The organism is Terribacillus saccharophilus (assembly GCF_002272075.1).
GTDB lineage: Bacteria > Bacillota > Bacilli > Bacillales > Amphibacillaceae > Terribacillus > Terribacillus saccharophilus_A.
Genome location: NZ_NPBJ01000029.1, coordinates 37,880 through 59,394, shown reverse-complemented (window position 1 = coordinate 59,394; position 21,515 = coordinate 37,880). Strand labels below are relative to the sequence as shown.

Genomic DNA, 21,515 nt, shown 5'->3' with positions numbered 1-21,515 from the left:
CAAGGAGAGTGGTGTACAACATGCAGAAAACAGCCGTAATCACCGGCGCGAATTCCGGTATGGGCTTTGCCACAGCTGTATCGTTAGCCAGAAGAGGATACGCCGTATGTATGCTTTGTCGTTCTGAAGAACGCGGCACGCAAGCATTGAAGGAAGCTAAACAGCAAAGCGGCTCGGAGAACATACATCTATATGTATGCGACTTGGCGTCATTTACTAGCATTCACACCTGTGCAGAAGCATTGAAAGCACAACACCCTACTATTGACGTACTCATCAACAATGCCGGCATCGTTACAACAAAAAAACAATTCACTACTGATGGTTTGGAGATGATGATGGGTGTGAATCATCTCGGACACTTCCTCTTGACCAATTTACTGTTAGAACAAATCAAAGCAGCACCTCAAGGTCGTGTAGTCGTTGTATCTTCCGGCGCTTACAAAATCGGAAAAATAAATCTGGATGATCTAGGTGGAGCTGAATCCTTTACGCCTTGGCAAAATTACGGTCACAGCAAGCTTGCTAATCTTTTATTCACCAAAGAGCTTTCTCTGCGTCTGCATCATTCCAATGCCACGGTAAATGCAGTACATCCTGGAGCAGTGAGCACAAGTCTTGGCGTGGACAGGCAGTCCGGCTTCGGCAAAAAGATTCATCAGTTACTCCGTCCATTTTTCCAATCGCCTGCTGATGGGGCAGATACTGCTCTGTATCTAGCCGAAAGCTCTGAAGTACAGCATGTATCCGGAGGGTACTTCTATAAACGGCAAATCCAGGACGTGAGAGGACAGGCAGATGATGCTGAACTAGCCAAGCAGCTCTGGGCAATCAGCGAAAGAAAAGTGGGATTGACTGTATAATCAATCCCACTCTGGTACTAAGAAGCCATAATGGCTCAACAACTCGATTGCTTCCTCCATTATCGATTCATCATTTGCTGCCAATGTATGAAGATGGATACCATCCGTCAATTCAGATAAATAACCTGCTTTGCTGTTTGCTATCCTTTCGATGAACTTTTTTACTTCCCTTCGGCTGGATACCATGATAGAAGCTGTTATCTGTCCATAAACCGGATGCTCCACTCGGACATCCTTCACTGTCACACCCAAGTCTACAAGCAATTGCAGCTCTTCCTCCGTCCGTTCAGGTGCATGCTGACAAGCTACGATCCTTTCGACTGAATAGACAGGATGCTGCTGCAGTACATATCCCTCACTAGTAGCCATGATCGGGTGCTGCTCTGCCTTCAGCAGCGTAACATCTCCTACGATTACTTGCCTGCTGACATTTGCCTCCTCTGCCAGTTCACTTCCCTTAAGCGGGCCGTCTGCTGCCCGAAGCTTATTCAATAACCACTTTCTGCGCGTACTCCCCAATAACTTCTTTTTTCCTTGACCCATTTCGAATCCGTCCTTTTCACTGTTTCCTGTATTATAGCAAATAAAAAAGACACAGCCATACTAGCTGTGTCTTAGTCCGCGTACACTTCCTGTTCCTTTTTTTCAGGAAGTACTTTCCACGGTGTCTGCTGCAGGAATTCGAAATAAAGCGGAGCAAATGGATGCCCGACATCTGAGTTCCATGGTTTATTCGCACCAGTGAAATGAACGATGGCAGGTGATTGGCGAGCTTCCTTATAACGTTTCCGCTCTGCTAATTCTCTAGGCGTTTTCGTCTTTAGAATGATGAAGGATTGCGCATTCCATCTTGGATGGATCGGCTTCCACTTATCCCAAAGGATTGCATTCAAGGCATCCTGATCATGTAAGTAAAGGAACTCAGGATCATTGTTTTCATCAATGAATTGCAGCACTCTGTCCGAGATGTTTTGTTTGCGCCAGCCCTCCATGTCAATAACCATCATACCGGAATTAAAATACTTGCCCTCAGTGGTAATATTCATTTTCTCCAAGCGCTGAAGCTGGCCAGCATCCTCTACCGCCGCCATCAGGTTCCCATCCAGATCGATATCGTTCAGCTGGGCGATATCCGTCAGCACAAGTGTGTCGCAGTCGATATAGATGACTCGTTCCACACTCGGATCTGTTATGACTTCCGGAATGGAGATACGATAGTAAGCCGTTTTATTAATATATCTACTTTCTGTTGCATTCTTATAGGATTCTGTATCTATGGATAGAAAACGGATTGGAACACCGAATTGCATCGTCGTCTTCATGAGCATTCTTTTGTTTGGCTTTGTGATGCCCCCGTCGATTACATATAGCATGACTCGTCTTTTCTTATCAACATTTGTAAGCAGGGATGCCAGCATCACACCTAGGTGGTGGGCGTAGTTATCATCTGCACTGGAAACAACATGGATTGTATCTTTGTGATGCAAGACGTTCATCCTCCTTTGAAATCGTACGTTTCTGTACCCTGCTTTCACCTACAGGAAACCCTTTATAGCAAAAATAAGCAGATAGAACCGTTAATTGTTTGACAATTAGGACAATTACTCCGGTTAAAAAGAGCTATTACAACTAGTTAATTGCAATAGCTCTTTGATCAAATGTTTGATCAGGATAGCGGCTGATGGAGTTCCCAGCCCAACTTCAATATTTCTACGATATAATCCGCCACTTCCTCCGGATTCAAATTATCAGTTGTGACCCGCGCATTATGTTCTGCATAAATCGCTTGTCGTTCGTCGAAGATCTCTTGGACCTCATCGACCGACTTGTTATGCAGTACAGGGCGGTTTTCGATCAGCAGATCCATACGTTCCTTCCAGTGGTCCCAACTTAAATCAAGGAAGAGCACCAGACAGCTGTCGAGACATTTTTCCCGGATGGCTTCTTGTTTGAAAGCACCACCGCCGAGAGAAACGATATTACATTGTTTATTATCACAGATATCGATGACCGTATTCCGTTCAATCTCTCGAAAATACCCTTCACCATGCTGCGCGAATATTTCTGGTATCGTCTTGTTATAACGGCGTTCGATTTCGATATCAACGTCGATGAAATCCCTGTAAAGTTTATCGGCAACCATCTTGCCGATGGTCGTTTTCCCGACACCCATGAATCCGATCAGGACGATATTCTTCGCCCGCACAGGTATATGCTGTCTGCTCATTGTCCGCACGCTGTATCTCCTCTCCTTACGTTTCGTATACTCTACATTATGTTCTATTGTATACGATAAATCAAAAAATCGTAAGAGAGAAATACCTTACTTTACCGCGGCATCTGAAAGCTCTAGATTCAGCCACTTTACTTCTTCTTCTGTCAATTCAATGTCAATTGCCGGCAGCGCTTCTTCTAATCGCTGTACATTCTTACATCCGACAATGGCACATGTCGGGAACTCTTGATGCAGTACATACGCAACAGCAATTTGATTTGCCGTCACACCTTTTCTGCTGGCAATTTCTGCAGCTCGGTCAAAGCGTTCCCAGTTGTCATCGTTGTAATAAACACGAGCAATTTCTTCATCTGTCACATGATTCCTATCATAAGTACCGGTAAAGAAACCGCCTGCCTGAGAGGCCCAGGAGATGACCGGCATACCTGTGCGGCGATGCCAGACGAGATAGTCATTATCCAAAGCTACTGTCTCCGCCCAGCGCACCTCGTTCAACTGTGCAAGACTTAGGTTCGGACTATTCACGAACAGCCGGTCATACCCTTTGGCATCTGCATAGGCATTTGCCTCCTCGATGCGATCAGCCTGCCAATTGGACACGCCGTATATGCCAATTTTCCCCGCCTGCTGATGCTCATGCAGCATATCCATCAGCACCTGGACAGGAACACTTCTATCATCCCGATGTATGAGATAGATGTCGATAAAATCGGTCTGCAGGTTTTCCAAGCTATCCTGCAGATCTTTTGTAATTTCAGCAGGGTCCACCCGCTTCATTTCCGGATGATGCGTGCCATCCTTATCAATGTGGTAATGACCGCCTTTGGAGATAAGAACCACATCCTCACGGTTACCACGTTCCTGCATCCACTGACCAATCAGTTTCTCTGCTTGGTATTTTGCATATTTCGGACCTGTATCAATCGTATTGCCGCCTGCCTGTAAGAAGGCATCCAGAACAGCGAATACATCATCTTTTTTGTCTTCGAAGAATTTTGTTGTTCCCAGGATTAATTGTGATAGCGGGCGCTCGATTCCTGGTATAGCTGTATATTTCATGCTGAAAAACCTCCCTTTTATTCTGAAAAGTAAGTAAGCAGTGTGCATTCCTATTCCCTAATTGATAAGAAAAGTATCCTTTGCTAGTACAGAAAAAACAGAGTTCTTGATTGGTAGAAGCTATTGCGGGGTTGTTTCCTATAGGGGCGTGTATATTCACTTTAGCATTATGGCCATGCTTACAGCAAATAAAATGAGCAGTCACATAGTGTGACTGCTCAAAATACTTAGCCATTCATGACTTCTGTAAGGACTGGTACGATTTGTTTTTTACGGGATACAACACCTTTTAAGGTAGCTGTATTATTGGAAAGCTTCACTTGGAAAGCTTTTTCGACAGCTTCTGTATCTGCTCCGATTGCGATAGCAGTGGAGTCATTTGTCAGGATATTCGTGATAGCGAAGAGGTAGAGCTTCAAGCCTTTATCTGTAATCTTCTGCTTCATCGCTGCTTCCACTTCAGCCTGACGTACAAGAACATCCTGCTCGTCTACAACGTTGACTTGTGCGATTTCTACTGTTGCATTACCCATCTGGAATTCTTTTGCATCAAGTGTGATCAATTCCTCAGGAGTTTTCTTGCTAACATCTGCTCCAGCTTTCAGCATATCCAAGCCGTATGTATCAACATCGACATCAGCAATTTCTGCAAGTTCCTTCGCAGCCTTAATGTCCTGCTCCGTGCATGTAGGGGATTTGAACAATAGAGAATCAGAGATGATTGCACTCAGCATAGCACCCGCGATTTCTTTTGGAATCTCAACATCATGCTCTTTGTAAATTTTCTTGATGATGGTTGCTGTACAACCAACTGGCTCCGCACGGTAATAAAGCGGATCAGCTGTTTCGAAATTGGCAATACGATGGTGATCGACAACTTCAATAACAGAAACTGTATCGATATCTGAAACACTTTGCTGTTTTTCGTTGTGATCGACTAAGATGACTTGCTCAGCATCTCCATCAATCGCCTCAATTACACGAGGTGCTTCCAATCCGAAAGTTTTCAAAGCGAATGCTGTTTCTTCATTCAATTCTCCCAGGCGGACTGCTTCTGCTTCCACACCTAGTTTATTTTTCAAATGCGCGTATGCAATTGCGGATGTAACCGCATCTGTATCCGGGTTTTTATGTCCGAAGACGAGTACTTTACCCACTGCCTATCTCTCCTTTTTTGCATTGCCGGCGAGTGCCGGACATGATGTATTCATTTTACATGATTATAGCCGTTTTAAAAAGGGACTCACCTGGAAACATACCTGTTACCGTGCACCCAGAAACGCCACGGAAAATCTTTGGCTTCCTGTGCATTTGGAATCCCGATTCTCGGTCCCGTCTCCACTTGCTCCGGCTTGTACCCTTCTGCGATATATAATGGCGGAGTGGTAAATTGACCGCCATAGTGTGACTGGATTATGCCCATTGCCTGACATAGCTTTCCGGGGCCATTGGTCAGTTCCCTCGGCTTCCGTCCAGGTCTGCGTGTTTCCATAAGCGGCATTCCATCCTTTGGTTCAAGCGCACGTATGAGGACAGCCTCCGGTATCTCAGCATCTGCACTTACTACATTTAGCAGCACTTGACGATGCATTGTATACGTATAAATATGACCGGGAGTATGGAACATGATTTCCGTCCGTTTTGTTCGCCGGTTATTGAAGCTATGCGCAGCACGATCGAGTGCTCCTCGGTACGCTTCAGTCTCCACGATATAGCCGGAGGTGATTCCTTCCGATGTTTCGTGTACAAGCAGGCATCCCAATAAGCTCTGAGCCAGCTCTAGTGTAGGCTGCTGATAAAATGACTGCAGCAGCGGCGGATAACTTGTCATCTAACATGCTCCTTTTTTAATACAGGTTTCAGGTTTTGCTCCTTCCCTTTTAGCATTACCCAAACCTGGAATAAGAATGGGGCACCAATAATGACAAGGAAGGCTATGATCGTGAATATCGGAATTGGATGAACTGCACCAAAATGATCAAGCAACACCCCTCCAATCAGCGGCCCTGCAACACTTCCAAAGCCCGTAAAGCCCATTGCGCCGAAATAAGTCCCCTTCATATCAGGATTGGCAATTTCATCAATGAACATATCCGACATAGAGAATAGCAGCACTTCTCCAATCGTGAACAGAATAACCGCTGCCGCAATCCAGATGATTTCATGCAAAAAGGCCATACTTAACAAACTGAGGGCAATCAGTACATTTCCAAGCATCAGGGACAATACGAGTGAATACTTTTTCGCAATAGCAACAATTGGATATTGTACAATTAGAACTGTCAAAGCATTCAACGTAAGCATCATACTGAATAGCTTTGCCCCATCCTCAATACTAGGCGTAGCTGCAAAAAACTGAGGTAAGGTAGCACTGAAATGCGAATATCCAAACACACTGATGGTGACCCCGATCAATAGGAACATAAACAGTGTGTCCTTTCGTGTTACATTAAAAGCTTCACGGACACTAATCCTATTTGCTCCTGCTGCGGCTGTTTCTTCCACTTTGACACGTAAAAACTGAAAGATAAGCACAAGTCCGTAGGCGAAATAAACCAAAGCCGCAATCAGAAATGGTGCTGTTGAAGAAGCCGAACCAAGGTACAGACCTAAAAGAGGACCGAATACGACACCTATATTGATTGCGGTATAGCGCATATTGAAAACGAGTAAACGGTTCTTTTGATCGGTCACATCTGACAAAAGAGCTTTGGACGTTGGTTCGAACAAAGAACGGCATAATCCATTCAGTGCATTCATGACAAAGAATACCCAGATAGCATCCGCCAGGGCAAACCCAACAAATACTCCGCACCAGCCAAATATACTGATACTGATAATTTTCTTTCTGCCGAATCGATCAGAAAAGTATCCGCCGTAGAAGCTGGACAGAATGCCAACCAAGGAACTGATAGCAATAATCAGGCCGGTAAATCCTGCTGATGCCCCTTTCTCCTGCGTCAGATAGATTGCTAAAAAAGGAATACTCATACTAGTAGCCATCCTGCCGAACACCGTTCCGATGATAATTGTCCAGCTGTAAGGATGGAGTGTGCGTAAAACGTGCATGCTGTCTCAACTCCTCGTAATCCAAATTATAGCAGATTACAAGGCTTCTGTTTTTTGCATTCCCGGACTGCTTATAAATTAATCAAAAAAAGAACCAGACTCACGTCTGATCCTTCATTTTTTCTTCCTTTTTTAATAAGTCGCGGATTTCTGTGAGCAGCTCCTGTTCCACGGTCAGTTGCTGGACAACCTCTTCTGTCTGCGGCTGCTTGCGCTTCAATCTGTTCATGACTTTGACGACCATGAATAGTGATGCAGCTATCAAAAAGAAATTAATGACAGTTTGAATGAACGCTCCATACTTCACTACGGCACTGCCAAAAGTGAACTGCAGCCCGCTAAAGTCATGCCCCCCGGTAATAATACCGATGAGCGGCATGATGATATCGTTAACGAGGGATGTCGTGATGGCACTGAATGCGGAACCAATCACTACGGCTACAGCCAAATCCACGACGTTCCCGCGCAACGCAAACTCTTTAAATTCCTTAAACATCGTATGTATACCTCCTTAAAGCTAGTACCATTCTTACGCATCTATTTCCCTTTTTCAAGTATAGCCATTACAAAAATAAACGAGACTCCTGTTGGAGTCTCGTCTATATTATTATAATTCCTTCCACCAGTCATCATGGATGGTGGCCGGCATCTGCCGTTTATGCGTTGTTTTGAAGTAACGGTCCTCTAAAAGTTTAGCTGTTTTCTCTTCGATAATTTTCCCTTCGAGATAATCATCGATATCTTCATATGAGAGTCCGAGTTCTGCTTCGTCGGCTTGACCAGGATTCTCATCAAGCAAGTCAGCTGTTGGCGCTTTTTCATACAGACGTTCTGGTGCCCCAAGTTCGATGAGAAGCTGTTTACCCTGACGCTTGTTCAAGCCGCTCAATGGAAGAATGTCTGCTCCGCCATCGCCGTACTTCGTGTAGAAACCAGTAATAGCTTCAGCAGCATGGTCTGTACCGATAACCAGCAATCCTTCTTGACCTCCAATTGCATATTGGGCGATCATGCGCATACGCGCCTTGATGTTTCCTTTGTGGTAATCAGCAAGCTGGTTGCCAGTAGCATCTTTATACGCTTTCGCCGCTTCTGAAACTGGGGATTTAATATTGTAAGCATATGATTCAACAGGATCAATGAAATCCAATGCCAGCTGAGCATCTTCTTCATCCGCTTGTTCACCATGCGGAAGCCGAACAGCAGCAAAGGTTACATCCTTACCTTCCTTCTTCAGCTCTTCGATTGCCAATTGCGCAAGGCGTCCTGCCAATGTAGAATCCTGTCCGCCGCTAATGCCAAGAACGAATCCTTTAGCACCAGTTTTTAGCAGATAATCTTTCAGGAAGTCGATTCGGCTGCGGATCTCCTGTTTAGCGTCTATTGTTGGTTTTACTTGCAGCTCTGAAATAATTCTGGATTGATTAGACATATTTTTGCCTCCTCGATAATAATGATTCTTTTTCTTTTCCCTCTCAAGCTGGAACTTAATCTATTTATGTATCATGCTCTCTTCTTCTAGTATAAACCAATCGCATCATAAAAGACGAAAAATAAAGCCCGCGGCATTAGTTCTCCGCGGGCTTGCTGTTTAAATATTCTTCCATGTCCTCCATCGTCTTTTCCATACGCTGGACATCTATATCAAAATCAAGGTCTGTTGAACGAAAGAATGGATCGTTAAATGTGAAAAGCTCTGCAATGTAGTTTTCATAAGCTCGCATCGCAACCATCTCCTTTCCAATTCTTCTTTCGTCTATTTTAGCCTAAATCCCTGCTGAAAAAAACCCATCCAAAGGAACTTATTCGCAGGCTCAGCGTTTTAGAACACGCTGTTTATGTCAATAACTTTCCTGATGGAATAAAAGGAGGTAAAGGAAATGGATTTATATGATTTTATGAAAGAAGGCAACCCAGGCAAGAAACAAACCCGCCAGCCTGGAATTCAGCATGAGATGGATCCGCTCCCGATTGAAGAATTCGACCATTGGAAGGGCAGCGGGAAACTGCAGGGCAAGGTTATTCTTATTACAGGAGGGGACAGCGGTATTGGGCGTGCAGTAGCGATCGCTTATGCAAAAGAAGGTGCTGACATAGCAATATCTTATCTAAATGAACAGGAGGATGCAGAATACGCGAAAAAGAGGATTGAACAAGAAGGAGTTAAATGCGTTCTGTATCCTGGCGATATCAGCGACGCTGCATTTTGCGAAAATCTTATAAAACAAGTTATACACGATTTTAATAAACTTGATATTTTGGTCAACAATGCTGCACGCCAGGAAGTACAGAACGATTTGACGGATATCACCCCAGAGCAGCTTGAACGGACTTTCCAGACCAATTTCTTTAGCTACTTTTACCTGACTCGTGCTGCTCTGCCGCATCTCGGAAAAGGAAACTGTATCATTAATACATCTTCCGTCACTCCGTATATCGGCAACCCTACATTGATCGATTATACGTCCACAAAAGGAGCAATCGTTGCCTTTACTCGATCATTAGCAAAAGGCTTGGCTAGCAAAGGGATACGAGTGAATGGAGTCGCACCCGGCCCGATCTGGACGCCGCTCATTCCGGCTACCATGCCGCAAGACACATTAGGAAACTTCGGTACCCAGACTCCGCTCGGAAGACCTGGCCAGCCTGTCGATCTCATCGGCAGCTATGTTCTGCTCGCTTCGGATGAAGCTGCCTACATTACCGGACAATTCATCCACGTTAACGGCGGGGATTATATGTCATCTTAATAAGAATAAGGAAGCCGCATATGCGGCTTCCTTATTCTTTACTTTTCCAAGCTTGAGTTTTATCGTCCTCATCAAATTCGATGGTGACATCTGTGACGCCTCTATGCTCCAAGATTTGAGCTTCCAGCCGATCCCTGATATCATCAGCATCCGCCACCGTAATAGTCGGGTCAATTTCCAGTGTAGCTTCCACGTGGAAGGACTCCCCTTCTTTTACAACAGTCATTTCCTGGACATCACGTACATCCTTATCTGCAAATAAAATGTTCCCAATCTTATCAGCCATCTCTTCATCGGCTTCCCCAATGACACCAGCTGCATTATCAAGGAAAACACGTCCAACCACTAAAAACATCATGCCACCAATTATAATTGAAGCGATACCTTCTGCCTGGTAAAACGGTGTATAAGCCGCAATCAAGATCGCAATGATGGCAACCAAGCCGCCGCTAGTAGCAACCAAGTCTTCCATGAAGACTAGTTTTGTAGCTGGTTTTGCCCGTTTTACATGCGCAAAGCTCATCGGAATGACCGCGAGCCCTTTTGCACCTGAATCACTCTCATGGGCAATCTCACGCATCGCTTTGAGAAGTACGAATGCCTCTAGGATACAGCCAAGTGCAAGTACTGTAATACTGATCCATAATCCACCTGATTCTGATGGATGTGCCAGATGGGTAATACCCTCGCGGATGGTTTCATAAGCGAGGATACCTACGATTAAGACTGCGCCGAGCAGCACAAGGTTGACAGCCCGGCCAAACCCTCCCGGGAACCGCTCTGTAGGGGCTTTTTTACTGAGTGCTGAACCAACATAGACGAAGAGCTGGTTCGCGGCATCCCCAAAACTATGCATCGTTTCTGCAAACATAGCCACATTCCCTGTCAACAAGAAAGCTCCTCCTTTGACAAGGGCAATGACCAGATTGACTACCGCAGCCAATGCGGCTGATTTACTTCCCTGACGTAACAGGCTTACATATTCCTTCATGCTGTCTCTTCCTTCTTTATGTTTTTATATGTAGCAGTTTATGGTAACAATATTTTTAGCATAGCATACATTGAATGCAACGCCGCCCCCTTTTGCTTAAGGCACAGGAAGACAGGATGTTTTAGTTTGAGTAGAAACGGTTATTCCATATACATGAAATCCGTATTTTTTTCACTTGCAGTCTTTCGCTGAACGTGTTAATATCTTGAACAATATACTTTTTCAGAGAAAGGAGATAAAAAAATGAGAAAAGTAACATTGGAGCAGATTTATACACATCCAATCGCACAGAAGTATCTCGGACGTTCCGGGCAAGCGCATGCCATTTCAGTGGCGGAGCACGCACTAGTCATCAGTGAGAAAAAGCAGGTTGACCCAGACACGGCCGTAAAAGCTGCATTGCTGCATGATATCGGCCATTATGAATGGTATAGCGATGGAAAATGGGATTATGATTTGTATAAACAAAATGATATCCATGCTATCAAGGGCGCTGCCCGGGCACACAAACTCCTGATTCGTTTAGGTGAAGAGCCTCAGGCCGCCAAAGCAATTTCCTTGGCAATCCTTCTGCACACAGACTCTTACCTGCCCGAACACAATCTGAAGCTTGATCCATTACAGCAAGTAGTAGCGGAAGCAGATACAGCTGATGAAGAGACTGGCGGTGCACATCATTACAAGACCATCTCTCAGCAAGAGGCCCTGAAACGCATTCGGAAATTGGACGCAAGCATCGAGAAGCGCATGATAAGACAAGTCCAGACAAGCTAATCATGTCCGCTTCCTCCCCCCTTCCTTATATCTCCTATCTTTCCTTTCAAAACTTCGTTTCAAAACCGTGCAATCTAGTACCTATTCCGCTATGCTAGAAATACAATATACGAGACTTCAAAAAGGAGAATAGCGAATTTGCACTGGAAAAGGATTATAGTAACTACTTTGCTTATGACAGTTGCAGCGTTGATCCTATTCGGCTTTTTGCATATAGAGCAGCTTCCGCCAAATCAATCCACTCCTGCCGATTCCATGAATGCAGATGACATTACCGGCCTCCATCCTACAGTAGAGAAGAATATGAATGAACTAGTAGAAAAAACTTCTGACATCGGAATCTCCATTATCATTACGGATGACTATCGATCCAAGGAAGAACAAGACAAGCTGTACGCCCAAGGCAGAACAACCGAGGGACAAATTGTCACTCAAGTCCAAGGCGGAGAATCCATGCATAATTACGGACTCGCCATCGACTTTGCCCTGGAACCGGAACCAGGCAATGTAATCTGGGATATGGAATACGACGGGAACAAGAATGGAGAATCCGACTGGATGGAAGTAGTCGAAATCGCCAAAGAACTCGGCTTCGAATGGGGCGGAGATTGGCCAGGATTCAAGGATTACCCGCATCTGGAGATGCATATTGATTAACAAAAAAGCGCCCTCATGGGCGCTTTTTCAGTTAGCAATGACAAGATAGGCGCTAAAACTGATGATATAGATAGCAAAACAAAAAACAGCTACTCGCATGTAATTACTTGTTAGGTCGAACAAAACCTTTAACCCATTGGACAAAATAGCTGCAATTGTAAGTACAAAAGAAATTCCCAACATCAGCATAGCACTGAGAAAGACGATCTGCTCCATCTAGATTCTCTCCTTCTTTTAATTCCTATTACAATTATAATAGAAGGAAAGCCGCACAAGCTCCTGTTATTCTGGTAACATTAATTGCCTGAAAGTGACGATTATGTCACCTGTTACAGTTCTAACTGAGAAGGGTACAGCGTCATACCGCCATCGACGAATAGAGTAGTACCTGTGACGTAACTCGCTTCCTTAGATGCAAGCCACGCAGCAGCTGCTGCAATCTCTTCTGGTTTACCAAAGGATTGCATCGGTATTTTCTTCATCTGCCTTGCTTCGTTTTCCGGCTTGGTATCTTCGTTCCGCTCCGTATCAATTGTTCCTGGCGCAATGGCATTTACTCGGATTCCTTTAGCAGCATACTCAAGTGCCATCGTCTCAGTCAATAGCTTGATGCCACCTTTAGAAGCAGCATAATGACTGTCCGAAGGTTTCGGAATTTGCTGGTGTACACTAGACATATTAATAATGCTGCCTTTTATATTATTCTCCAGCATATGACGCAAAGCCACTTGGCCGCCAAGGAAAGTTCCGGTCAGGTTTACATCAATTACACTCCTCCACGTATCTTCTTCCATTTCATGAAACGGTTGCGGCTTGCTAAAGCCGGAGTTATTCACCATGACATCCAATCCGCCGAACTCGCTAAGAGCCGCATCTAACAGTTTCTGAATCTCTTCTTTTTTGGATACATCTGCTTGAATAACAATTGCTTTTCCGCCAGCTTGGCGAATATTTTCGGCCGCTTGATTAGCTCCATCCTCGTCCCCATGATAATTGACGACAACATTCATGCCCTCTTGTCCGAATCGTTCTGCAACTGCGCGCCCTATCCCCTTGGAAGAACCAGTGACGATAGCTGTCTTTCCTCTTAAATCATCATACATGTAGATTTCCCCTTCCAACTTATGTTCTTCTTTGCTTTTCCCCCATTCCATTTTTAAGAAACTTTTCTACAAAATATGACAAAATAGGGCTTTTTATAGTGAAGCGCTTTACTTTCTGGTACTTCTTACCGATATAAAGGAAAACCATGTGCAGAGGAGCTCGTTTTATGAATTCTACCTTACAGGCAGTAGTCAATATTGCCCCTATTATAAAAGATACGCTTGGACCGACAGCCGCGATGGGCGTGCTGGATACGGAGGAGTTCGTTTATTTCGCCCCTTCAACACTCTTGTCACTAGGTATTGAAGTAGGTAAAACAAAATTGAATGAACATGAAGTTTACCTGCGTGCAATCAAAGGGGAGCACATTGTCTTTGCTATCACAGAAGATTATGAAGCACTTGGTGCACCCGTTGTCACGTCAATAACTCCAATACGTGATATGGATACGAATGAAATTGTCGGCCTATTATCACTTTCACGTACATTGGAGCATCAAGAGAAGCTTGACCAAGAACTCAGTAAATTGAATCAAGTGATAGACGCACTACAAGGTAAAGTTCAGCATGTTGCTGCTCAAGCTGAAGAGCTATCTGCAACAAGCAGTGATATTAAAGAACAAGCAGCTAATGCAAGCCAAAGTTCAAGCAAAATTGGTGAGGTTGTGCAGCTGATTGAACAGATTTCCACACAGACAAATTTGCTTGGTTTGAATGCCGCTATTGAAGCTGCTCGTTCCGGGGATGCTGGCAAAGGCTTTGGAGTTGTTGCAGACGAAATCCGCAAGCTTTCCGATAACACAAAGCAAGCCGTCCAGACAATCAGTAAATCCTTAACAGAAATCACTACTAGCGGGGAAAATCTATCACAAAGCATCAGTGAAGTTTCCGCTTCTTCTGAGGAACAGTCTGTCATCATGGTCGAATTCATGGATGATATCCAAGCTTTAGATGAAAAGAGCAAGCAGATTATCGAAACAATGAAGAAAGTTACAAACCAAGGATAAGGAGAATATACATGCACCCTACGATACAAGCAATGGTCCATCTAGCTCCAGAAATAAAGAAAAACATCGGAGATAACAATGTTGTGATTGTTACAGATACAGAGAATTATGTTTATTTCTCTCCTTCCAAGGATTTGGATATAGGCATAAAACCAGGAGATTACGCTTTTGGAGAAGGAGCTGATCTTCTTCGCCAGGCTCTTAGCGGGGAAAATATTCATGCACATGTTCCAAAAGAAACTTATGGTGTTGGTTTGCAGAATTCCGCTTCCCCAATTCGTGATGAAAACGGTGAGATCGTCGGCGTCTTCCAGATTACCAAGACACTAAAAGATGAAGAGCTTTTGGATGAACAGCTGGATGAATTGCGTTCGATAGTAAGCAGTTTGCAGGCGAAAGTACAGCATGTAGCCGCGCAAGCAGAAGAACTGTCTGCAACAAGCACAGATATTAACGGTCAAGCTGCTCACGCGAGTGAGAATTCTCAGGAAATCAGTACGGTTGTTCAGCTGATTGAGGATATATCTACCCAAACGAATCTGCTCGGATTAAATGCCGCTATTGAAGCGGCTCGATCCGGTGATGCCGGCAGAGGTTTTGGAGTTGTGGCAGATGAAATTCGGAAGCTTTCAGTAGGAACGAAGGAAGCTGTCGGAGCTATCGGTCATTCCCTTCAGGAAATCCGTTCTAATATGGAGAATCTGACACTAAGCATCGGTGAGGTTTCCACTGCCTCCGAAGAACAATCTCGTGTGATGGTGGAGTTCATGGAAGATATTCAGAATCTCGATAGCCAAAGCAACGATATAGGTCAATACATTAAAGAGATTACGTATTAAAAAAACGCCTCCCATTGGGAGGCGTTTTCTTTAGATAGATTGTTTGTTGTTAGGAGTAGGCGGTGTTGTTTTAGTAGTAGGTGTTGTTGTTGTCTTGTTGATAGGCTGGCTCTTCTGTTCAACAGAACCGCCGTTGCCTTCATTTTTCGGTTTTGTCATCGGATTACTCGGTGCACTGTCAGGCTTTGTTTCCATTAGCTTATTAGAAGCTTCTTTCGCTTTACTGCCTGCATTTTTCAGATCGTCTTTCGCTTCTTTTACTGTTCCAAGGGCAGATTTAGAATCTTCTTGAACATCGTTCACTGAAGACATGATCTCATTTTGAGCCTTATCATAAACATTTTTAACGTCGTTAGCTGCATCTTTTGCAAGCTCCGTTGCGTCCTGCACTTTGGACATAACTTGTTCCTTTGTGCCCTGCGGGTCCTGTTTTGCGTCTTTTACGAAGCTAACAACCGTATCCTTTGCTACACCGACATTTTGGAATACTTTTTGACGTGTCTGCTTGTTAAGTAAAACGATTGCCGCGCCGGTAACTGCTCCAGCGACTGCGCCAGTCAATAGTTTGGAACCTGCTTTTGCCTGTTCTTTCACTTCGTGCTTGTCTACTGTTTGTGCTTGTACCATTATGAACACTCCTTAGCTTTTTTGTTTACCGTATTGGTGTATAAATACCCCGTCCAAATGAAAGTAAACAAGAAAACTGTAATTACAATGGCAGCACCCTTTTTTGTTTTTGTACGAAGTAGACCATTTCCTTGAACCCGATATCCTTCAAACGGTCTTTCACTTTATCAAAATCTTCGCCGATTCGGGATGGTATATGCGCATCAGAGCCAAAGGATATGTCCACACCATAATGCAGGGCTCGCTCCAAAATACGATCAGATGGATACCATCCGCCAACTGCCTTTGTGCCGCCGGATGTGTTCACTTCAATGCTAACACCAGATTCCCCGATTACTTTCAAAGTCTGTTCGATCGCGTGATCAGCAGGAATATCAGAAAATGCAGGATAAAAGCCTTTCATCGCATCGATGTGACCAAGCACTTGAAATATACCACTTTTAGCCGACTGCTGAATCATATCGTAATAGGTTTCTTTCACCCGGATGTGATCAGCTTCTGATAGGCCATCCCATCTGCCTTGTTTGAAGATATTCACTTCATCGACATAATGAACAGAACCGATAATATAATCGAATGGATACTTTGCGTAGTAATCCGCATATAAAGCAGCATGTTGTGGGAAGAAATCACTCTCGAGACCTAAGAGGACGTGGATCTGGTCCTTATATTTCTCTTTTAGATGCAGCACTTCTTGTACATATGCCTCAAAGCCACTGATTGGCATAGCAATACCAGGATAAAGCTGATCTTCTTCGCTGTAGAAATAAGGAGAATGATCCGCTATCCCGATATAATGCAATCCTTTTTCAATAGCAAACTTGATATAATCCTCTATTTGTCCTTCAGCATGACCACATCGGTAATGATGGGTGTGCAAATCGAATGTCATACACCTGCTCCTTCGGCTACTACAGTATTTTCTTCCAAAAATTCTTTAATCAGCATGTTGACGATTTCCGGCTGCTCGTGGTGCACCCAATGTGTTGCATCATCGATATATACCAGCTCATAATCAGAGCAGTACTTAACTGATTCCTGTGCCAGTTTCTTTAAAAGGAATTGATCCTTTATCCCCCAGATAATCTTGGTAGGTACATGAACCATAACAGAACCCTTTTTGCCGTACATGCTGATGTTGTCTTTTTCTGTCAAAGCTCGGTACCAGTTCAGCATCCCTGTCAGCGCACCTGGCTTGGACCATGCTTCTTTATAATTATCTACATCCATCTGAGAAAATGTTCCTTCTTGGCTGAACTTTGTCAGCGCCATTGCAAGACCGTAGTAATCGTTGGCAGCCAATGATTTTTCCGGTACATCCTGCATCTGGAAAAAGGCCATATAAGAGCTCTTGAACCATTGCAGCGGGTTAGTTGCGAGTATTTTAGGCATAGCTGCAGGATGAGGCATATTGATAGCAATGAATTTCTCTACATGTTCCGGCCGTGTAACTGCCAAATGCCAGCCAACAGCTCCGCCCCAGTCGTGACCAATGATAATCGCCTTCTCTCTCTGGAAAAGACGGATCACTGCAACGACATCATCACGGAGCTCGTCCAGTATATAATTAGCAGTATCCTCTGGTTTATCACTCAAATTATAGCCTCGCTGATCCAAAGCCAGCACCCGAAAACCTTGCTGTGCAAGCGGAACGATCTGCTCCTTCCACCCATACCAAAATTCCGGGAATCCATGCAGGAGTATCACCAATTTACCATCATTCGGACCAGCTGCCGCCATGTGCAAATTTATTCCATTCGCTTTTACCGTTAAATGCTCGACTCTCATTAGAATCCTCCTCGTCCATATTAACTGCGGGTCAATCCATAATGCGCTAATGCCTGCTGCAAGGAATTATAGAATAGAATACCCTCTGCTTGTATACCTCCTCCTAAAGTCTGTGCCAGATCGGGGCGGACACCGGAAACTGCACAGTTAATTCCAAGCATTTGCAGGATCTGCACCATCTGTCTGAGCTTTTCCCTAACAAGTGCTTCGGTAAAACTGGCCCCAGACATATCAATAAAAAGTGTTTCGACTCCCTTTTCCTTGCAAGCTTGCGGCATATGTTCCAGGATCAGCTCCGCACGCCGTTCACTTATTTCACCAACCAATGGAAATACCCCGATGCCATTCATAATTGGAATAACAGGTGAACTAGTCTTATGAATTACTTCGCGCTGGCTTCTGATTTTCCTTTCTGTCAGCTCATAATAAAACTTTGTAAATTTATTGATAACCTCATCTAATGCGCGGTGGAGATTTTTCGACCATCTAATGACCATAGCAGGTGTAACATCGTGTTTGTGCTCTTCTGCAAATGACTCGATGAATTCCCAAATCACCGTTCCTGATTTTCCGACCGCCTTCAGCACTTCATGGATCGGTGTATTGGTCTTAACCCGGCTATTCGCCACTTTTTCCACCCATGTTTTGAGATTCTGACTATATTGCTCTTCATCCTCCAAAAGTGCACTGGCAACTGTGATGATAGTCATTCGGTGCTGTTTTCTTAATTTCTCACGCATCTCTTTTCCAGCATCATCTGCGTATATCGAATTTTTGTAGTCATATAATGAACCTGCCCATCGATCTGTTATATGAGGAGCGTTGTCCATGAGGTAGTTGTATAATGCTTCGTTCATACTTGGCATGCAAATCTCCTTCATCTTTGTGATGCTTTTATTATAGCCGAACCGCTAAGGCGCTTCTATCTTGAGCATGTAAAAAAAGAGTCTGCCGAAGCAGACTCCTACTAAACTCTCAAAGGTACCATATTCCCTTCGTTTACTCTTATATAGCCGTGATCAGTCAATTTCAACGCTGGACTTACCGGCAGCGAAAGGGTACTAATCGACATGAGAACATTATAATGCTTGTAACCGAGCGATTTGATAGACTTCGTCAAATCAGAGACTTGTGCTGCCACTTCTTTCAATGGTGCTTCTGAAAGAATACCCCCAACAGGCAATTGCACCAAAGACAGTATCTCGCCATCCTTCACGCAGCAGATGCCGCCTTGCTGACGAATCACTTCATTCGCCGCAAGCACCATATCCTCTATATCACGACCGATAACAAGCAAGTTATGGTTATCATGCGAATAAGTAGTGGCAATCGCCCCTTCTTTCAGCATATCCCCCGTTAACAGACCGAAAGCACGATTTCCATTCTTCCCGTATCTTTCTGCTGTCATGACAAGTGCAAGTCCTTCTTCCTGCCATTTTACCTGCCCAGCTTCGATTGCTAAGCGAACATGCCGTTCTGTCGTGAATGTCGAACCGTCTTTTATTTCCATAACACGGTACAAAGCATCACTTTCTTCTTTTTCATTTAATAGAAGGAAATCGTCAGGCTTCAGCTCTTCCAACTTAATGCTCTCATAATAGGACGAAGGGAATTGCCGTTCAAGTACGATTTGCTCCTTCACAGCATCCTTCTCGTAAACTTGTTGACCTCTTTTGAAGACTTCTTGGATCGAGAAACCATGCAGATCATCGAGCAAGATAAAATCAGCTATTTTCCCAGGAGCAATTAATCCTCGGTCCTTCATTTGCATTCGTTTTGCTGGTGCAGCAGTAGCAGCATATATTGCCTGCTCCGGCTGCATCCCCATATGTATCGCTTTTTGCACAAGCTGATTCAGATGTCCTTCTTCCAGCAATTTATCTGCCATGACATCATCCGTTACAAAACAGAAATGTTCGGTAACATCGTTTTCTATCACATAGTTTATGATTTCCTGTGTCATAGATTTCTCCTGCAATTCTACGAACATACCTGCATTGATGCGCTGTTCCATCCCTTCAACCGTCTGATGGGTATGATCGGAATCGACACCGGCATATATCATCCGCTGCAGTTCAAGATCCAAAAGTTTCGGTACGTGACCCTCCACGATCAAGTTCGGATATGCTTGTCTTACATGCGCTAGAATACGATTCGTCTTACTGTCAGGAGCCGATATAACATCATAATAATTCATGATTTCACCAAGGCATTGAATATTGCCTGACAGCATCAACTCATCGATATCCTGGATATCGATTTCCCCGCCTGTCGTCTCCATCGATGTGGCTGGCACGGAGCTTGGAATGCCATAAAACATATCCACCGCACAATCAGCACTTGCTTTCATCATGCTTTTCACACCATCAACCCCGAAAACATTTGCCATCTCATGCGGTTCAGGAACAATGGTTGTCACACCATTTTGAATAATGCCATAAGAGAAGGAAGAGGGCGTAATCATTGTACTTTCAATGTGAAGATGAATATCAATCAAACCTGGTACCATGTACCGGCCCGCTCCATCTAGTACACTTTTTGGCTGTAATTTATCGGTATCTTTCTTGCCGATATAGAGGAATTTCCCCTCCAGCACAGCGACATCAGCATCGATGAATTTCTTTCGATAGCTGTTAAATACCCGCACATCACGAATCAGTAAATCAACAAGCATAATTCAACCTCCTAATCAACGAGCACAATTTGTTTCTTTGGAATCTCGAGCACGACTTCCTGGCCATTTGCCAGTGGTGCTGCTGCAGCGTCATCATTTACGGTGAACTGCCCGATACTCGTTTTGACTTCATATTGATAGCTGCGGCCAAGATAAGTGCTGATCAGCACTTTTCCCTGTACAGCATTCTCTACCGTCATTGGTGCTGCATCCAATGGATACAGACGCAGATCATCCGGTCTGATTGCTCCTACCAACCCAGTGTCATTGTCCTGCTGCTGAACGGTTAAGGTTATTCCTTGAACAGTTGCAGCGATTCCATCTGTTTCCTGACGACGGCTGTCGAATTGGATAAAGTTCTTAAATCCGATAAAGTCCGCGACAAATTTTGTCTTCGGTTGTCTGTAGATAGTGGCAGGATCACTAAGTTGTTCGATGATACCTTTATTCATGATCGCCACCTTATCCGAAATCGAAAAGCACTCTTCCTGGTCATGCGAGACATATACTGTCGTGATGCCAAGTTCCTGCTGTATCCTTCTAATCTCAACGCGCATATTCACACGCAAGTTGGCATCCAAGTTGCTTAAAGGTTCATCAAACAAAAGGAGGTCCGGTTCAATGACTAACGCTCTGGCAATTGCCACACGCTGCTTTTGTCCGCCTGACAATGCGGCCGGGAAGCGTTCCTCAAATCCTTTCAAACTGGCGATATCAAGTACACGAAGTACTCGATCCTTGATCGATGCTTTCGATACTTTCCGCTGACGCAAGCCGAACGCGACATTATCGAAGACCGTCATGTGCGGGAACAAAGCGTAATTTTGAAAAACAAAACCGAAATTACGTTTGTTTACTGGAACTTTCGTATAGTCCTTCTCCCTGAACAAGAATTTGCCTTGCTTTGATTGCAGGAATCCTGCAATCAGCCGAAGCGTTGTCGTTTTTCCGCAACCACTTGGACCAAGAAGGGAAACGAGTTCCCCTTCTCCGATAGACAAATTGAAGTCTTGAAGAATAGCTTGCTTCTGATAAGCAACAGTGACGTCCTGCAGCGTAAACAAAGACATGATAAAGC

The 21,515-nt window shown here is 44.3% G+C and carries 25 protein-coding genes; 6 read left to right on the top strand and 19 right to left on the bottom strand.

Translation table 11 applies throughout. The features are described from left to right. Positions 1–20: 20 nt before the first annotated feature. Positions 21–863, top strand: a complete 843-nt coding sequence (locus CHH48_RS15115) for an SDR family oxidoreductase (protein WP_095219989.1) — start codon at positions 21–23, stop codon at positions 861–863. Here CHH48_RS15115 and CHH48_RS15110 read toward each other — a convergent pair whose 3' ends face one another. The 10 genes from CHH48_RS15110 to CHH48_RS19625 form a co-directional block, all read right to left on the bottom strand. Continuing rightward, the gene (locus CHH48_RS15110) at positions 864–1,406 is read right to left on the bottom strand and encodes a transcription repressor NadR (protein ID WP_095219988.1); all 543 of its coding nucleotides are present in this window, start codon (positions 1,404–1,406) and stop codon (positions 864–866) included. Between the two features lie 71 nt (positions 1,407–1,477). After that, entirely contained in the window at positions 1,478–2,350 is an 873-nt protein-coding gene (locus CHH48_RS15105) for a glycosyltransferase family 8 protein (RefSeq protein WP_095219987.1), read from the bottom strand. A gap of 179 nt (positions 2,351–2,529) precedes the next feature. Beyond that, positions 2,530–3,090, bottom strand: coding sequence for a shikimate kinase (locus CHH48_RS15100; protein ID WP_095220016.1), 561 nt, complete (start codon positions 3,088–3,090; stop codon positions 2,530–2,532). A 96-nt stretch (positions 3,091–3,186) separates the two neighbouring features. Continuing rightward, positions 3,187–4,158, bottom strand: a complete 972-nt coding sequence (locus CHH48_RS15095) for an aldo/keto reductase (RefSeq protein ID WP_095219986.1) — start codon at positions 4,156–4,158, stop codon at positions 3,187–3,189. Between the two features lie 227 nt (positions 4,159–4,385). Next, positions 4,386–5,315 (bottom strand): manganese-dependent inorganic pyrophosphatase, encoded by a 930-nt coding sequence (locus tag CHH48_RS15090; RefSeq protein WP_093881052.1) that lies wholly within the window; start codon positions 5,313–5,315, stop codon positions 4,386–4,388. An 86-nt stretch (positions 5,316–5,401) separates the two neighbouring features. After that, a complete protein-coding gene (locus CHH48_RS15085; protein ID WP_095219985.1) occupies positions 5,402–5,989 on the bottom strand; it encodes a DNA-3-methyladenine glycosylase in 588 nt (195 codons plus the stop codon). Next, the gene (locus tag CHH48_RS15080; protein WP_095219984.1) at positions 5,986–7,227 is read right to left on the bottom strand and encodes an MDR family MFS transporter; all 1,242 of its coding nucleotides are present in this window, start codon (positions 7,225–7,227) and stop codon (positions 5,986–5,988) included. The genes CHH48_RS15085 and CHH48_RS15080 overlap by 4 nt, the downstream gene beginning before the upstream one ends. Before the next feature lie 100 nt (positions 7,228–7,327). Next, the gene (gene mscL / locus CHH48_RS15075; protein ID WP_095219983.1) at positions 7,328–7,723 is read right to left on the bottom strand and encodes a large conductance mechanosensitive channel protein MscL; all 396 of its coding nucleotides are present in this window, start codon (positions 7,721–7,723) and stop codon (positions 7,328–7,330) included. 111 nt (positions 7,724–7,834) lie between these two features. Next, positions 7,835–8,659: an ammonia-dependent NAD(+) synthetase gene (gene nadE / locus CHH48_RS15070; RefSeq protein WP_095219982.1), complete on the bottom strand. Its 825-nt coding sequence runs from the start codon at positions 8,657–8,659 to the stop codon at positions 7,835–7,837. Positions 8,660–8,795: 136 nt separating this feature from the next. Continuing rightward, positions 8,796–8,951, bottom strand: a complete 156-nt coding sequence (locus CHH48_RS19625; RefSeq protein ID WP_175074551.1) for a hypothetical protein — start codon at positions 8,949–8,951, stop codon at positions 8,796–8,798. A 156-nt stretch (positions 8,952–9,107) separates the two neighbouring features. On the opposite strand from CHH48_RS19625, the gene CHH48_RS15065 reads away from it, so the two are divergent. Next, positions 9,108–9,977 carry an SDR family oxidoreductase gene (locus CHH48_RS15065; RefSeq protein ID WP_095219981.1) on the top strand — a complete coding sequence of 290 codons (870 nt, stop codon included), beginning with the start codon at positions 9,108–9,110 and terminating at the stop codon, positions 9,975–9,977. Between the two features lie 31 nt (positions 9,978–10,008). Here CHH48_RS15065 and CHH48_RS15060 read toward each other — a convergent pair whose 3' ends face one another. Continuing rightward, positions 10,009–10,968, bottom strand: coding sequence for a cation diffusion facilitator family transporter (locus tag CHH48_RS15060; protein WP_095219980.1), 960 nt, complete (start codon positions 10,966–10,968; stop codon positions 10,009–10,011). A gap of 243 nt (positions 10,969–11,211) precedes the next feature. On the opposite strand from CHH48_RS15060, the gene CHH48_RS15055 reads away from it, so the two are divergent. Together CHH48_RS15055 and CHH48_RS15050 are read left to right on the top strand one after the other, a co-directional pair. Continuing rightward, positions 11,212–11,742 (top strand): HD domain-containing protein, encoded by a 531-nt coding sequence (locus CHH48_RS15055; protein ID WP_095219979.1) that lies wholly within the window; start codon positions 11,212–11,214, stop codon positions 11,740–11,742. 138 nt (positions 11,743–11,880) lie between these two features. Continuing rightward, positions 11,881–12,399: a M15 family metallopeptidase gene (locus tag CHH48_RS15050; RefSeq protein ID WP_342747558.1), complete on the top strand. Its 519-nt coding sequence runs from the start codon at positions 11,881–11,883 to the stop codon at positions 12,397–12,399. Between the two features lie 27 nt (positions 12,400–12,426). Here the strand turns inward: CHH48_RS15050 and CHH48_RS15045 are convergent, their stop codons facing one another. Next, entirely contained in the window at positions 12,427–12,615 is a 189-nt protein-coding gene (locus CHH48_RS15045) for a hypothetical protein (protein ID WP_095219978.1), read from the bottom strand. 113 nt (positions 12,616–12,728) lie between these two features. Next, positions 12,729–13,502, bottom strand: a complete 774-nt coding sequence (locus CHH48_RS15040; RefSeq protein WP_095219977.1) for a glucose 1-dehydrogenase — start codon at positions 13,500–13,502, stop codon at positions 12,729–12,731. A gap of 167 nt (positions 13,503–13,669) precedes the next feature. Here CHH48_RS15040 and CHH48_RS15035 point away from each other — a divergent pair, with 167 nt between their 5' ends. After that, a complete protein-coding gene (locus CHH48_RS15035) occupies positions 13,670–14,509 on the top strand; it encodes a methyl-accepting chemotaxis protein (RefSeq protein WP_281252954.1) in 840 nt (279 codons plus the stop codon). 11 nt (positions 14,510–14,520) lie between these two features. Beyond that, the gene (locus tag CHH48_RS15030) at positions 14,521–15,348 is read left to right on the top strand and encodes a methyl-accepting chemotaxis protein (RefSeq protein ID WP_095219975.1); all 828 of its coding nucleotides are present in this window, start codon (positions 14,521–14,523) and stop codon (positions 15,346–15,348) included. A 30-nt stretch (positions 15,349–15,378) separates the two neighbouring features. Here CHH48_RS15030 and CHH48_RS15025 read toward each other — a convergent pair whose 3' ends face one another. The 6 genes from CHH48_RS15025 to CHH48_RS15000 form a co-directional block, all read right to left on the bottom strand. Next, the gene (locus tag CHH48_RS15025) at positions 15,379–15,975 is read right to left on the bottom strand and encodes a hypothetical protein (RefSeq protein ID WP_095219974.1); all 597 of its coding nucleotides are present in this window, start codon (positions 15,973–15,975) and stop codon (positions 15,379–15,381) included. Positions 15,976–16,057: 82 nt separating this feature from the next. Then, positions 16,058–16,867 (bottom strand): histidinol-phosphatase, encoded by an 810-nt coding sequence (locus tag CHH48_RS15020; protein WP_095219973.1) that lies wholly within the window; start codon positions 16,865–16,867, stop codon positions 16,058–16,060. Continuing rightward, positions 16,864–17,763, bottom strand: coding sequence for an alpha/beta fold hydrolase (locus CHH48_RS15015; protein ID WP_095219972.1), 900 nt, complete (start codon positions 17,761–17,763; stop codon positions 16,864–16,866). The genes CHH48_RS15020 and CHH48_RS15015 overlap by 4 nt, the downstream gene beginning before the upstream one ends. Before the next feature lie 20 nt (positions 17,764–17,783). Further along, the gene (locus CHH48_RS15010; protein ID WP_176466467.1) at positions 17,784–18,629 is read right to left on the bottom strand and encodes an STAS domain-containing protein; all 846 of its coding nucleotides are present in this window, start codon (positions 18,627–18,629) and stop codon (positions 17,784–17,786) included. Positions 18,630–18,730: 101 nt separating this feature from the next. Beyond that, entirely contained in the window at positions 18,731–20,437 is a 1,707-nt protein-coding gene (locus tag CHH48_RS15005; protein WP_095219970.1) for an adenine deaminase C-terminal domain-containing protein, read from the bottom strand. Between the two features lie 11 nt (positions 20,438–20,448). After that, positions 20,449–21,507, bottom strand: coding sequence for an ABC transporter ATP-binding protein (locus CHH48_RS15000; protein WP_095219969.1), 1,059 nt, complete (start codon positions 21,505–21,507; stop codon positions 20,449–20,451). Positions 21,508–21,515 lie beyond the last annotated feature (8 nt).